The organism is Streptomyces flavofungini (assembly GCF_030388665.1).
In the GTDB taxonomy this organism is placed as follows: Bacteria; Actinomycetota; Actinomycetes; order Streptomycetales; family Streptomycetaceae; genus Streptomyces; species Streptomyces flavofungini_A.
The window spans coordinates 4632912-4647271 of record NZ_CP128846.1; the positions used below are offsets into that span (position 1 = coordinate 4632912).

Consider the following 14360-nt stretch of genomic DNA (forward strand, 5'->3'; position numbering starts at 1 on the left):
ACCCAAGGAACTCAAGGAGTCGTGCATGCAACTGCCGTCGAACTCCTCTCCCGCGCCGCGCGTCCTGCACGTCAGCCAGCCCGTCGACGGCGGCGTCGCCCGCGTCGTCGTCGACCTGGTCAGGGCGCAGCGCGCGGCGGGCATGGACGTGCACCTGGCCTGCCCCGACGGCGGCACCCTCGCCCGCTCCGTGGGACCCGTCCCCGTGCACCCGTGGGCGGCGGCCCGCTCCCCCGGCCCCGGCCTGCGCGCCGAGGTGCGCGACCTCGCCCGGGTCGTGGACGCCGTCCGGCCCACCCTGGTGCACGCGCACAGCGCCAAGGCGGGGCTCGCGGCGCGGGTCGCCGTGCGCGGGCGCGTACCGACCGTCTTCCAGCCGCACGCCTGGTCGTTCGAGGCCGTCGACGGCAGCGTCGCGCTGCTCGCCCGCACCTGGGAGCGGCACGCGGCCCGCTGGACGGCCCGCACCCTCTGCGTCAGCGCGGCGGAACGGGACACCGGCCGCCGCGCGGGCATCGCGGGCCCCTGCACCATCGTGCCGAACGGCATCGACCCGGAGCGGTTCGTGCCGGGCGAGCGCGGGGTGGCGCGGGCGGAGCTGCTGTTCGGGGGTGGAGGGCCGCTCCCTGGGGGCGGCGGTCCGTCGGGCCCTGACGGCTCCCGGGCGGTGGACGCCCCCTGGGTGGTGTGCGTCGGGCGGCTGTGCCGGCAGAAGGGGCAGGACGTCCTGCTGCGCGCCTGGCCGACGGTGGTCGCGCGCGTGCCGGGGGCCCGGCTCGTGCTGGTCGGCGACGGGCCCGACGCGGCGGCGCTGCGGGCGGGGCTCGCCGGGGCGGTGGGCGCCGCGGACGGGGTCGGCTCGTCCGTGACGTTCGTGGGCGCCGCCGACGACACCGCGCCCTGGTACCGGGCGGCCGACGTCGTCGTCCAGCCGTCCCGCTGGGAAGGCATGGCCCTCGCGCCCCTGGAGGCCATGTCCTGCGCCCGGCCCGTCGTCCTCACCGACGTGGACGGCGCCCGCGAGAGCCTGCCGCCCGCGCACCACGCCCACGCCCTGGTCCCGCCCGAGGACCCGGACGCGCTGGCCGCCGCCCTGACGGCCCTGCTGCGCGACCCGGCCCTGCGGGAGTCCCTCGGCGCCCAGGGGCGCGCGCACGTCCTGGACCACCACGACGTGCGCCGTACGGCGACCGCGGTCGAAGCGGTGTACCGCGAACTACTGGGCCCGGCGCCCATCGAGCACAGGGAGTGCAGCACCACGTGAGCGCGGAACGTACCGTCACCTCGTCGTCCGGACACCCACGGCAGCACGAGCGGCACCGGACCGGGCCGCTCGTCGTCGCTCCCCGGGGAGCACCGGCCGGGCGCGCCGGACGCCGCGGCGGGCAGCCCGTCCACCGCGGCCGGCGGGCCCTCGCCCCGCTCACCGCCGACGCGCTCGCCGCCGTGACCGCGGCCTTGCTGCTCCCGGACCCGTACCGCTCCCCGGTCCTGCTCGCCCTGCTCCTCACCGGCGTCCTCGCCCTGAACGCCCAGGGCAGGCTGTACGAGGACACGCTCGCGCCGTCCCTCCTCGACGAACTGCCCGCGCTCGCCTGGCGGATCGCCCTCGCCTGGTGCGCCGTCGCGACCGTCACCCCCGCGCTGACCCCGGCGCTCGCCCCGGTCCTCCCCCCGATGACCTCGTTCACCCCGCTCCCCCCGGCCACCCTGCTCACCGCGGCCGCGCTGCACGGCGTGCTCGGCGCGGGCGGCCGTGCCCTCGCGCACTGGCACCGCAGGTCGGCTGCCGCGCGCAGGCCCCGCCCCGTCCTGGTGCTCGGCCACGGCGGCCAGGCGCGGAGCGTGGCGGCGGCACTGCTGCGGCGACCGCGGTGCGGGGTGCGGCCGGTGGGGGTCGTGGGGGAGGCGAGGGAGGCAGGCGAGACAGGCGAGACAAGAGGGACAGGAGGGACAGGGGGGACAGGGGACGGGGAGTACAAGGAGTACGCGGTCGCGTACGAGACCGAGCGGGGGGCGGGGGCCGACGGCGGGCACGGCGGCGGGCCCGAGCGGCACGTGGGCGTCGCGCCCGAACTCCCCCTGCTGTCCTCCGACGACGAACTGCACCGGGCCGTCATCCAGAACGACGTCCGCGCCGTGCTGCTCCTGTCCGGCCGCGCCCCCGCCGACGACGCCCGCGTCACCGCCCTGCGCGGACTCGGCTGCGAACTGTGGGAGGTCGACCCGCACGGCCCGGCCGTCCTCGCACCCCGCGACCGCGCCCGCCCCCTGTTCGTGGCCGGATTCCGCTGCCGCCCGCTGGTGGCCGCCGACCGGCCGCGCCCGAGCGCGGGCAAACGGGCGCTCGACATCGTCGTGTCCGGCACCCTGCTCCTGCTCACCGGCCCGCTACTGCTCGCCTGCGCGCTGGTCCTGCGCGCCACCGAGGGCCCGGGCGTGGTGTTCCGCCAGGAGCGCGTCGGCAAGGACGGGCGGCTGTTCACGCTCCTGAAGTTCCGCACCCACCGCCCCGCCGACCCCCAGGAGTCGGCCACCCGGTGGAGCGTCGCCGACGAGCACCGCATGAGCCCCTTCTGCCGGTTCCTGCGCGGCACCTCGCTGGACGAGCTGCCCCAGCTGTGGAACGTGCTGCGCGGCGACATGAGCCTGGTCGGCCCGCGCCCCGAACGGCCCTTCTTCGTCGACCGGTTCAGCCTGCGGCACCCGCAGTACGCGTACCGCCACCGGATGCAGACCGGCATCACCGGCCTCGCCCAGATCCACGGCCTGCGCGGGGACACCTCCATCGAGGACCGGTGCCGCTACGACAACGCGTACATCGACAGCTGGTCGCTCTGGCAGGACCTGTGCATCCTGCTGCGCACGGTCGGGTGCCTGCTGCGCCGCACGGGGAGCTGATCGCGTGGACCACGCCCTGCCGCACCCGGCCCCGGCCCCGTCCCCGCCCTCGCGCCCCCAGCCGCGCCCGCGCGCCTCGCTGCCGCCCGCCCTCCGCCACGCGGCCACCGTCCTGCCCGTCGTCGTGCTCCTGGCCCTGCTCACGCTGCCCGTCCCGGCGGGCGACGACGGCTCCGGGGGCACCCCCGCCGACGCGTTCTCCGCGCTCGTCGTCGGCTGCGCCCTCGTCCACGTCGTCCGCTCCGCGCGCCGCCCCCTGACCCGCGGCGCCGCCGTGGTGCTCGGCCTGCCCGTCGTCGGCATCGCCGCGGCCGCGTGCGCCTCCTCGTCGGCGGCGACCGGAGTCACCGGGGCCGCGCGCTACCTCCAGGTCTTCGTCCTGGTCCCCGCGGCCGTCCTCGTCCTCATCCGGGACGCCCGCCAATTCCGGTTCCTCGCCTGGGCGTTCGTCGGACTCGCGCTCTTCCAGGGCACGGTCGGGGTGCACCAGAACCTCACCGGGACCGGGGCGTCGTACATGGGCGCGGACATCCGGGCGGTGGGCACGTTCGGGCCGACGGACGTCATGGGGATGGCGACGGTGGTGTCGTACGGACTGATCGCCGCCCTCGCCCTCGCCTTCCGGCCGCACGCGCCCCGGCAGCGGGCCGCCGCGCTGACCTGCGCGGCGCTGTTGACCGTGCCGCTCGCGCTGTCGTTCAGCCGCGGCGCGTGGATCGCGACGGTGGCGGCCTGCGGGGTGGTGCTGCTGCTCGCCGGGGTGCGGCACGCGCTGCGGGCCGTGCTCGTGGCGGTCGCGGCGGGTGTCGTCCTGGTGGCCGGGCTCGGCCTCGGCTCGCAGCTGCTCCAGGACCGGCTGACCAGCATCACCGACGTCACGGACGCCCCCGACCAGTCGGTCACCGACCGGTACGCGATGTGGGCGGCGTCCGTCGACATGTGGCGGGACCACCCGGTGACCGGCGTCGGCCTCAAGGGCTTCCCCGAACACCGCGACAGCCACGCCTCCCTCGCCCTGTCCTCCGGCAGCGACACGGCGGGCGCGGGCAGCGAGTTCCGCCGCCAGCCGCTGCTCTCCCCGCACAACATGTACCTCCTCGTCCTCGGCGAGCAGGGCCTCCTCGGCCTCCTCACCCTGGCGGGCAGCTGGCTGGCGCTCCTGGTCTGCGCGGTGCGGGGGTGGGCGCGGGTCCGGCCCCGGCGCGGCCGGGCGGGGGCCGGGGGCGCGCGCCTCGACTGCGCCCTGGTGGCCTGCGGCCTGCTCGTCTGGCAGCTGGTCGACTTCATGTACGCCGACATCGGCGGCCCGTCCACGGTGCTCACGGCGGTGGCGCTCGGCGGGTGCGCGTGGTGGGCGCTGCGGGGGCGGGGGGCTGACTCGGGGGGCGGGAGCGGGAGTTCGGACGGGAGCGGGGGGCCGGACGGGGTCGGGGGATCGCACGGGGTCGGGGGATCGGAGGGGGTCGGGGGATGGGACGGGATCGGGAGTTCGTACGAGGCCGGGGGGCCGGACGAGGCGGGCGCCGCGCGGGCCGTGGCGGGGGTGCGATGACGACGTTGCCCGGCACGGAGGCGGGGGCGGAGACGGGGGCCGGGGCGGTCGAGCCGGGCCCCGAGCCTCGTACAGCCGCACCCCCCGCCGCCGACCCCGGCAACGCCTTCCTCGCCAAGGCCGCCGTCGTGACCGCCGTCCTGACCGTCGCCGGGTCCCTCCTCGGGCTGGTGCGCGATCAGGTGCTGGCGCACTTCTTCGGGGCCGGGAGCGCGACCGACGCGTTCCTGGTGGCCTGGACCGTGCCGGAGATGGCGGCGACGCTGCTCATCGAGGACGGGCTCGCGTTCTTCCTGGTGCCCGCGTTCAGCCTGGCGCTCGCGCGGCGCGCGGCGGCCGGCGGGGCCGGTCCCGGGCCCGATCCGGTACGCGCCCTGGTCGCCGCTTCCCTGCCGAGAATGACCCTGTGGTTCGTGGGCGGGTGCCTCGCGCTCATCGCCGCGGCCCCGCTCCTGGTGGCCGCGCTCGCGCCGGGCCTGCCGGACCCCGGGCTCGCCGTCGACTGCACCCGGCTGACCGCGACCTGTGCCCTGAGCTTCGGGCTCGCCGGTTACTGCAGCGCCGCCCTCCGCGCCCACCAGCGCTTCGCCGCGCCCGCCGCCGTGTACGTGGTCTACAACACCGTCATCATCGCCGCCCTGTTCCTGCTGGCCGCGCCGCTCGGCGTGCGCGCGGCCGCGACGGGGGTGGCGCTCGGCGGCGTCCTGATGGTCGTCGTACAGGCGCCTTTCCTGTGGCGGGAGTTGCGGCTGCGGGGCGGGGCTGCGGGGCGGGTCCCGCGGGGGGAGCAGGCCGTACGTCTGGAGACGGCCGTCATCTGGACCGTGCTGCTGTTCGCGCTGTGCCGTCAGTCGCAGGTGCTCATCGAGCGCTTCCTCGCGTCCTCGCTGCCCGCGGGGGCGATCTCGCACCTGAACTACGCGCAGAAGGTCGCGCAGATGCCGATGGTCCTGTCGCTGATGCTGTGCACGGTCACCTTCCCCGTGGTCGCGCGGGCCCTGGCCGCGGGCGAGACGGAGCGGGCGCGGGACCGGGTCGAGCGGGACCTGGTGCTCGCCGGGTGCGTGGTGCTCTACGGCGCCGCGGCGATCGTCGCCGTCGCGCCCGACCTGGTCCACCTCCTCTTCCAGCGCGGCGCGTTCACGGCGGCGGACACCGAGGCGACGGCCGCCGTCATGCGGGTGTACGCCCTCGGCCTGCTCGGCCACACGCTGGTGGGCGCCCTCGCCCGCGCCCACTTCTCCGTCGGCAGGGCCACCTGGGCGCCGCTGGCCGCGATGGGCATCGGCCTCCTCACGACGGCCGGGATCGGCTTCCTGACCGTGGGCACGTGGGGCGTGTACGGCATCGCGGGCGCCAACGCGGCCGGGATCTGCGTCACGGCGGTGCTCCTGCTGCACGCACTCGGCCCGCGCGCCCTCCCCCTGCGCACCCGCGCCGTCGCCGCCCAACTGGGCCGACTCACCCTCGCGGCCGCGTCCTCGGCGGCCCTGGGTGCCTGGTGCGCCCACCACGTCGGCCCGCCGGTGGCCGCGGTGGTGACGGGCGGCCTGGTGGTGGGGGTGTCGTTCCTGGCGGTCGGGTGGGGGCTCCGCGTACCGGCTCTGCGCGCCGCGACCGCGCGCCTCAGCACCCCCTGCTCCGCCACACGAAAGCGACGCCATGACAGCTGACCCCACACGCTCCGGGAGACCCGCTCACCCCACTGACCGGACGCCGTCCGGGGAGTCCACCCCACCCCCAAGGGCCCCCGCACACCGCCCGACGCGCTCCGCGCCCTGGATCGCCATGTACCACTCCGTGGCCGACTCCACCGACGACCCGTACAACATCACCGTCTCCCCCGACCGCCTCGACGCCCAGTTGGCCTGGCTGGCCCACCGCGGTCTGCGCGGCGTCTCGATGGAGCGCCTCCTGGAGGCGTGCCGCCACGGGCGGGGGCACGGCCTCGTGGGGCTCACCTTCGACGACGGCTACGCCGACTTCCTCGACCACGCCGTGCCCCTGCTGCACCGCCACGACTGCACCGCCACCGTCTTCGTCCTGCCGGGCAGGCTCGGCGGCGACAACGCCTGGGACCCGCTGGGCCCGCGCAAGCCCCTCCTCGACGCCGACGGCATCAGGGCCGCCGCGGAGCAGGGCATGGAGGTCGCCTCGCACAGCCTGACGCACGTCGACCTCACCCGGGCCGACGACCGCGCCCTGCGCCGCGAGGTCGCGGACAGCCGGTCCGTCCTGGCCGACCTGACGGGCCGCGACGTACGGGGATTCTGCTATCCGTACGGCTACGCGGACCCCCGCGTCCTGAGCGCCGTGCGCGCCGCCGGGTACGCGTACGCCTGCGCCATCGCCCCCGGCGACCTCGCCGGACCGCTCGCCCTGCCCCGCGTCCACATCGGGCAGAACGACACCGCCCTGCGGCTGCGCCTGAAGCAGGTCACCGGCGGGCCGCGCGGCCGCACCCTGCGCCCGGACCACATCCCGCTCCCGGCGGCGGTGACCACGTGAGGGTCCTGCACATCATCACCGGGCTCGGCATGGGCGGCGCCGAGCAGCAACTGCGCCTGCTGCTCCGCCACGTACCGGCCACCTGCGACGTCCTCACCCTCACCAACGCGGGCAGCGTCGCCCGCGGCATCACCGCCGACGGCACCCGCGTCACCGACCTCGCCATGGCGGGCAACCGGGACGTGGCCGCGCTGCCCCGCCTGGTCCGCCTGATCCGCGCGGGCCGCTACGACGTCGTCCACACCCACCTCTACCGCGCCTGCCTGTACGGGCGGATCGCGGCCCGGGTCGCCGGGGTGCGCGCCATCGTGGCCACCGAACACTCCCTGGGCGACTCGCAGATGGAGGGGCGCCCGCTGACGTCCGGCGTGCGCGCGCTGTACCTCGCCGGGGAGCGGCTCGGCCGGATGACCGTCGCCGTGTCCCCGGCCGTCGGCGCCCGCCTCAACCGGTGGGGCGTGCCCTGGCAGCGCATCCGGGTGGTGCCCAACGGCATCGACGCCGACCGCTTCCGCTTCGACCCGGCCGCCCGCGCGGCCGCGCGCGAGCGCCTCGGCCTGCCCGCGGACGCGTTCGTCATCGGCGGCGTCGGCCGCCTCACCGAGGGCAAGCGCTTCGACGTCCTGCTGCGGGCGGCCGCCCAACTCCCGTCCGACGTACGGGTCCTGCTCGTCGGATCCGGCCCGCAGGAAGCGGAGCTGCGCCGTCTCGCCGGGCGGCTCGGCCTCGCGGAGCGGGTGCGGTTCGCGGGCGAGACCGGGCACGAGGACAGTGGTGACGGCGGCGCGGAGCACGCGGCCACGCAACTGCCGTCGCTGCTCTCGGCCATGGACACGCTGGCGTCCCCGTCCCCGGAGGAGGCCTTCGGCCTCGCCCTCGTGGAGGGCCTGGCCAGCGGCCTTCCCGTCCTGTACGCGTCCTGCCCCGCCATCGAGGGCCTGCCCGCGCACGAGCGCACCAGCTCCGCGTACTGCGCGAGCGACCCCGACTCCTTCGCTCAGGTCCTGTACGGCCTGCGCAGGTCGGGACCACCGCCGCAGCGCACGGCTCCCGCCGCGGTGCGGCACTACGACATCACCCGCAGCGCCGGTCGCCTGATGGACGTCTACGCGTCCGTCCTGACCGGCCCGAACCAGGAGGTGAACTCTCCATGAGCGCCCCTTCGAGCGCCCCTTCGGACACGACCACGGCCCGCACCGAGTCGAGCGCCACGTCCGGCAGTACGTCCGCCAGTACGTCCGGCAACACGTCCGGCGGCACGGGCGGCACCGGTGCCGACACCCCGCCCCCGGCCGGCCTGCGCACCCGCCTCGCTCCCCTGGCCCGCCTCCCGCGCTGGTCCGTCCTGCCGGCCTGCGCGGCCCTCGGCGCCCTCGCGGGCGGCACGTACGGGCTGCTCCAGACCCCGGAGTACACCGCCACCAGCTATGTCGTCGCCGTGCCCGGCGCCAAGGCCGACCCGGCCACCGCCCTCGGCTTCGCGCAGGCCTACGGCAGGGTCGCCACCCAGCTCGCCGTCCTCGGGGACGCCCAGGTCGCCGCGGGCATCTCGCCGACCGAACTGCAGGACCGGGTCAAGGTGGCGACCTCGCCCGACGCCCCGATGATCGCGGTGTCCGCGTCGGCCGACCGGCCGGGCGACGCCGCCACCCTCGCGAACGCGGTGTCCCGCGCGCTCACCGCGAGCGCCGGCCACACCAAGGACAGCACCCGCGTCAAGCTCCTGCCGTTCTCCCGCGCCGTCGCGCCCGCCGCGCCCTCCTCGCTGTCCGCCTCGGTGACCGCCCTGGTCGGCCTGTGCGCGGGCGGCCTGCTCGGCGGCCTCGGCCTCCTGGTGCGACCCCGCGCCGCCGCCGGGGCGCTGCCCGGCGGCGCCGTGCCGGGGCCCGCGTCCGCCGAGGACCGGGGCGGCGCGTGACGACGGCGACCCGGTCCGGGCTCACCACCGGACTCTGCGTGGACGAGGCCGAGTTCGCTTCCCTGGCCGGGCCCTGGCGGCGGCTCTACGAGAAGTGCGAGGAGGCGACGCCGTTCCAGAGCCACGCGTGGCTGGCCTCGTGGTGGCAGTCGTACGGCCGTCCCGGGCGGCTGCGGGTGCTCCTGGTGCGCGACGGCGGCGAACTGGTCGCGGCGGCGCCGCTGATGCGGGTGTACCGGCCCGTCCCCGCGCTGCGGCCGCTCGGCGGCGCCATCTCGGACTTCGCGGACGTCCTGCTCGCCGCCGACTGCCGCGAGCGCGCGGCGGACGCGCTGGCCGAGGGGTTGCGCGGGCTCGCCCGCGGCGCGCTGATCGACTTCCGCGAGGCCCGGCCCGGCGCCTGTGTCGAGGGCGTGTACGAGCGCTGGCGCGGCCCACGCCGCGCGCTCACCGACTCCCCCTGCCTCGAACTGCCGCCGCTGCCCGTCGACGAGCTCCTGAAGCGGCTGCCCACGGCGACGGCCAAGCGCGCCCGCGCCAAACTGCGCAAGCTGACGGCGCTCGGCGTGCAGGCCCGGGTCGTACCCGCCGAGGAGGTGGAGACCTCCCTCGTCACCCTGCTGCGGCTGCACCAACTCCAGTGGCAGGGGCGCGGGGTGACGCCCGAACACCTCCGGCCGCGCTTCCGCGAGCACCTTCTGCGCTCCGTACCCCCCATGGTGGCGGCGGGCGACGCGGTGGTCACGGAGTTCCGCGTGGACGGGGAGGTGCTCGCCACCGACCTCACCCTGCTGTCCGCGCAGCTCGCGGGCGGCTACCTCTACGGCGTCCATCCGAGTCTGCGCGCGCGCAAGGTCGACGTGGCCACGATGATGCTCGACGCCTGCACCCGGCACACCGCTGGCGCTCACCCGCGCACCCTGTCCCTGCTGCGCGGCGACGAACCGTACAAACACCACTGGCGCCCCGACCCGGCCCCCAACCGCCGCTTCCTGCTCGCCGACGCCCGCACGGCCCCGTTCCTCGTGGCGGCCGCGGGAGAGGCGGCGGCGCGGGAGTGGGCGCGGGGCGTGCGCCGGGAGCGGAAACTGCGCCGGGAGCGACGGGAGCGGCAGCAGCGACACACGAGCGCTGAGCGGCCCGGTGGCGGAACTTCCCCGTAAAGGTTCCGCCACCGGGCCGGGCCCGGTCGCCCCCGCGCCCCGCGCGCCCCCTCAGGCGCGCGGCCGCTCCTTGCGCTCCCACCAGTCGAAGCGCAGGCACAGCTTCCCGCCGAGCCAGTACTCGACCCAGTCGCCGAGGTCCAGCGGCGCGCAGTGCGGCGGCCGCACCGGAGCGGTCGGTTCGGTCGGCTTCGGCGTCGGGTTCACCGGCAGGCCGGAGAGCGCCTCGCGGTACACCTTCGTGGACCTGGGGTTGTCCTTGCACTGCCACACACCGTGCGGGCAGTAGTCCGTGACCGTGTTGTACAGCGGCTTGTGCTCGTCCATCCACTTCAGCATCCGGCGCATGTACTCGTCGTTGTCGCCGTTGCGGAAGAGGCCCCATTCCGGATACGAGATGGGCTTCTTGTGGGCCTTCGCGAAATCCACGTGGTGCTGGAGCCCGTACTCCTCCGTCACCTGCTGGTCGAACGTCACACCGCTGGGCTGATCGTACGAATCGAGGCCGATGATGTCGACCACATCGTCACCGGGATAGCAATCGGTCCACGGAATGGCGTCCCGACCGCGATTCGGGGTGAAATCGAACTTGAATTTCTGCCCCGGCACCGAACGCATCGTGGTGACGATTCGTTTCCAGTACGTCTTCCAGGATTCCGGATCCGGACCGCAACGATGGGTGTACGTGGTGCCGTTCATCTCCCAGCCGAGCACGATCACCGTGTCCGGCACCCCGAGGTCGACGAGCCGCTTCGCGAGGACGCGGAAGTGCTCGTCGAAGAGCCCGGACGCGCCCTGGCGCAGCATCGCGCGCACCTGCCAGTCGCCGAGGCGGTCCTCGTTGCGCTCCAGCATCGGCACGTTCAGGACGAACATCCGGTCGTCCTTGGCCTTGCGCCACTGCGCCCAGCTCTCCAGGAAGCGCGGCGCGCCCTCGATGTTGCTCCACCGGTCGCCGGGCAGGTACGTGTGCCCGACCCGCAGCTCGGTCCCGTCCAGCCACTTGCTCAGCTCGGTCATGCGGTCGACGCCGAGGGGGCCGTAGTCGAGGTAGGCGCCGATGGCGGGCTGCTCGGGGGCCTCGGGCGCGGGGCTTCCGGTGGGGGTGGGGCTTCCGGTGGGGGCCGGGCTCTGCGCGGGGGCCGGGGTCTGCGCCGGGTCCTGGGCCGGGCTCTGCGCGGGCGCGGGCGTCGGTTCCGCTGCGGGCGCCTTCCCGGCGGTGTGTCCGGGCACGGCGACCACAGCCGTCGACGCGATCACTCCGGCAGCGATGAAGGCCAGCCGTTTTCCGCGCCGCCCCTGTCCCTTGCTGCGTCGGCTACGCCGTGGGTTCATGACTGCTCCTCGTGGACCGGTCACACACATATCTGACACATATCTGACGCGATGGATCGCTGCCGCTACTGACGTTCCGTCATATGTATTTCTTTTGCGCCAATCGAGTCTTTAATCCTCCGCGACCGTACATCGCCCCATTGGGCGAGCGATCAGTAAGGCCGACCTTGCATTCTCTGGACACACGCGTTCCCGCGGTCCTGCTGCGGATCGACCGGAATCCCTTTCACCACGGCACGCTGGGAGCGGTGCGCTCCCTCGGCCGCGACGGCGTGGAGGTGCACCTGGTGGCCGACGACGAGCACACCCCGGTCGCCCGCTCCCGCCACCTCCACCGCATGCACCCGCCACCGGCGCCCGCGGCCACCCCCGAGGACGTCCGCGCGGTCCTGCTGCGGGTCGCCGCCCGCGTCGGCCGCCCCGCCGTCCTGATCCCCCTGGACGACGCGGGCGCCCTCGCCGTCGACGCCGTCCGCGACGCCCTCGCCGACCGCTATCTGCTGCCCCGGCCCGCCCCCGGCCTGCCAGGACGCCTCGCCGACAAGGCCGCCCTCGCGGCCCTGTGCGCGCGCCTCGGCGTGGCGCACCCACCGACGGTCGCGCCCACGACACCCGCCGACGCGGCCGGGACGGTGACGGCCCTGGGCGCCCCGGTGGTGGCGAAGTGGAGCCGCCCCTGGCTGCTGCCCCGCGACAGCGGACTGCGCAGCGCCGTCCTGGTCCGCTCCCCGCGCGAGGCGGCGGACCTGCACGCACGCACCGCGACCGCGGGCAGCCGCCTGCTGCTCCAGGCGTACCTCCCCGGCGGCCCCGACGCCGATTGGTTCGTGCACGGGTACGTCGGCCGCGACGGCGAGGTGTTCGGCGGCGGGACGGGCCGCAAGCTCCGGGCCAGACCCCGCGCGGCCGGGCTCACGGCCGTCGGCGAGTGGGCGGACGACGCGGGCCTGTGGGCGCTGGCCCGGCGGCTGCTCGCCGGCCTCGGCTACCGGGGCGTGTTCGACCTGGACTTCCGCAGGGACGCCCGCACCGGCACGTACCACCTGCTCGACTTCAACCCGCGCCCCGGCGCCCAGTTCCGCCTCTTCGCCGACGGCTCGGGCACCGACGTGGTGCGCGCCGCCCACCTCGACCTGACGCACCGCCCGGTCCCGGCCGCCGCCCCGCTGCCGGGCCGCGCCTTCGTGGTGGAGAACTACGCGCCGCTGACGGCCCTGCGCACCCGGCTCACCCCGCGCCGCACCCCCCGGCTCCCGGAACGCAGGCCGCCCGCCCCGGAGTTCGCCTGGTCCGGCACCGACTCCGCCGACGACCCGGGCCCGGCCGCCGACCTGTGGCGCCGCTGGCGCCGCCACGTCCTGCGCCGCGCCCGCGCCCGGCTGGCGGACGGCACCCGGAACATCCTGCTGACGCTGTCCACCAGGGCACGGGAGACCACCTCCGCAGCCCTGCCCGGCACACCCCTGCCCGGCACACCGCTGTCCAGCACACCCCTGCCCGGCACACCGCTGTCCGGCACACCGCTGTCCGGCACGACGAACAGAGAGCGAGCGGTCTCCGATGCATGACCTGCTGATCGTGGGAGCGGGCCCCTACGGCCTGTCGATCGCCGCGCACGCCGCGGCGGCGGGCCTGGACGTACGCGTCTTCGGCAAGCCCATGGCTTCCTGGCGCGACCACATGCCCCGCGGCATGTTCCTGAAGTCCGAGCCCTGGGCCTCCGACCTCTCCGACCCCGGCGCCCGCTACGGCCTGGCCGCGTACTGCGCCCGCGAGGGCCTGCGCGCGGAGCACGGGGTCCCGCTGCCGGTCGAGCACTTCGCCGCGTACGGCCTGTGGTTCGCCGAGCGGGCCGCGCCACCGGTCGACGAGCGCCTGATCCGGTCGGTCCGCCCGCGCGCGGACGGCTTCGCCGTCACGACCGCCGACGGCGAGACCTGCCACGGCCGCACGGTGGCACTCGCCGTCGGCGTCATGCCGTTCGTCGAAATCCCCTCCCTGGTACGGGGCCTGGGCCCCGCCCACGTCTCGCACAGCAGCCACCACGCGGACCTGCGCCCCCTGCGCGACAAGGACGTCACGGTGCTCGGCGCGGGCCAGGCCGCCCTGGAGACGGCCGCGCTCCTCGCCGAACAGGGCACCCGCGTACGCGTCCTGGCGCGCGCCCCGCAGGTGCGCTGGAACACCTTGCCGCCCTCCCTCGACCGCCCCTGGTGGCAGTCGGCCCGCGCCCCGCACAGCGGCCTCGGCTGCGGCTGGCGCAACTGGTTCTACGCCGAACGCCCCGGCCTGTTCCGGCTGCTCCCGGAACCCACCCGCGCCCGTGTCTGCGCCACGGCCCTCGGCCCGGCGGGCGCCTGGTGGGTACGGGACCGTGTCGAGGGAGGGACGACGGCCGGGGCAGCGGGCTCAGGCACCGCGATCGAGATCGTCACCGGACACCGGCTGACCGGCGCCCGCCATCACGACGGCCAGGTGCTCCTGGACACCCAAGGACCGGAAGGCGCCGCGGTCTTCGAGACCGACCACGTCCTCGCGGCCACCGGCTTCCGCGCCCTGACCCACCGCATCGACGTGCTCGACCTGGGCGTCCGGGACACCCTGCGCCGACTCCCCGACGGATCCCCGTACGTGGACAGCGCGTTCGAGACCTCCCTGCCCGGTCTGTTCGTCGCCGGCCTGCCGACCGCGTCGAGCTTCGGCCCCGCGATGCGCTTCGTCCAGGGCGCGGGCTTCACGGCGGCACGTCTCGTCACGGGGGTCCGCCGGCGGGTGCGGCGCCTCGGCTCCGTACCGGTGGCACGCGGCGCCGAGGCCCCCGACAGGTCGCCGTACGCGAGCGGGACGCCCGGACACTGAGGGCGCCGCAACACCAAGCCGCACGCACCCAGCCGCACGCACCGAGCCGCGTACACGAAGCCATACGCACGAAGCCGCACACACGAAGCGGACGGGCCGCCGTCGACCCGTCCGCTTCAGTACC

The 14360-nt window shown here is 75.9% G+C and carries 11 protein-coding genes; 10 read left to right on the forward strand and 1 reads right to left on the reverse strand.

All coding sequences use genetic code 11. From position 1 onward, the window contains the following. The first annotated feature begins 25 nt into the window (after positions 1–25). The 8 genes from QUY26_RS19350 to QUY26_RS19385 all read left to right on the forward strand — a co-directional run bounded on the left by QUY26_RS19350 (position 26) and on the right by QUY26_RS19385 (position 10042). Positions 26–1264, forward strand: coding sequence for a glycosyltransferase (locus QUY26_RS19350; RefSeq protein WP_289948394.1), 1239 nt, complete (start codon positions 26–28; stop codon positions 1262–1264). Continuing rightward, positions 1261–2901 (forward strand): sugar transferase, encoded by a 1641-nt coding sequence (locus QUY26_RS19355; RefSeq protein ID WP_289948396.1) that lies wholly within the window; start codon positions 1261–1263, stop codon positions 2899–2901. The genes QUY26_RS19350 and QUY26_RS19355 overlap by 4 nt, the downstream gene beginning before the upstream one ends. Positions 2902–2905: 4 nt before the next feature. After that, positions 2906–4453, forward strand: a complete 1548-nt coding sequence (locus QUY26_RS19360; protein ID WP_436840365.1) for an O-antigen ligase family protein — start codon at positions 2906–2908, stop codon at positions 4451–4453. Beyond that, a complete protein-coding gene (gene murJ / locus QUY26_RS19365) occupies positions 4450–6126 on the forward strand; it encodes a murein biosynthesis integral membrane protein MurJ (protein ID WP_289948397.1) in 1677 nt (558 codons plus the stop codon). Before QUY26_RS19360 ends, murJ begins: the two co-directional genes overlap by 4 nt. A gap of 115 nt (positions 6127–6241) precedes the next feature. After that, positions 6242–6961, forward strand: a complete 720-nt coding sequence (locus tag QUY26_RS19370) for a polysaccharide deacetylase family protein (protein WP_289948399.1) — start codon at positions 6242–6244, stop codon at positions 6959–6961. Continuing rightward, a complete protein-coding gene (locus QUY26_RS19375; RefSeq protein WP_289948401.1) occupies positions 6958–8115 on the forward strand; it encodes a glycosyltransferase in 1158 nt (385 codons plus the stop codon). Before QUY26_RS19370 ends, QUY26_RS19375 begins: the two co-directional genes overlap by 4 nt. Further along, positions 8112–8879, forward strand: a complete 768-nt coding sequence (locus tag QUY26_RS19380; RefSeq protein ID WP_289948403.1) for a lipopolysaccharide biosynthesis protein — start codon at positions 8112–8114, stop codon at positions 8877–8879. Before QUY26_RS19375 ends, QUY26_RS19380 begins: the two co-directional genes overlap by 4 nt. Further along, positions 8876–10042 carry a GNAT family N-acetyltransferase gene (locus QUY26_RS19385; protein ID WP_289948406.1) on the forward strand — a complete coding sequence of 389 codons (1167 nt, stop codon included), beginning with the start codon at positions 8876–8878 and terminating at the stop codon, positions 10040–10042. The genes QUY26_RS19380 and QUY26_RS19385 overlap by 4 nt, the downstream gene beginning before the upstream one ends. A 51-nt stretch (positions 10043–10093) precedes the next feature. On the opposite strand, the gene QUY26_RS19390 is transcribed toward QUY26_RS19385, so the two are convergent. Further along, complete coding sequence (locus QUY26_RS19390; protein ID WP_289948408.1) at positions 10094–11377, reverse strand: glycoside hydrolase family 26 protein; 1284 nt, start codon at positions 11375–11377, stop codon at positions 10094–10096. Between the two features lie 167 nt (positions 11378–11544). Between QUY26_RS19390 and QUY26_RS19395 the strand changes: the two genes are divergently transcribed. Together QUY26_RS19395 and QUY26_RS19400 are read left to right on the forward strand one after the other, a co-directional pair. Beyond that, entirely contained in the window at positions 11545–12945 is a 1401-nt protein-coding gene (locus tag QUY26_RS19395) for a carboxylate--amine ligase (RefSeq protein ID WP_289948410.1), read from the forward strand. Beyond that, the gene (locus QUY26_RS19400; RefSeq protein ID WP_289948413.1) at positions 12938–14236 is read left to right on the forward strand and encodes an NAD(P)-binding domain-containing protein; all 1299 of its coding nucleotides are present in this window, start codon (positions 12938–12940) and stop codon (positions 14234–14236) included. Before QUY26_RS19395 ends, QUY26_RS19400 begins: the two co-directional genes overlap by 8 nt. The last annotated feature ends 124 nt before the right edge of the window (positions 14237–14360 follow it).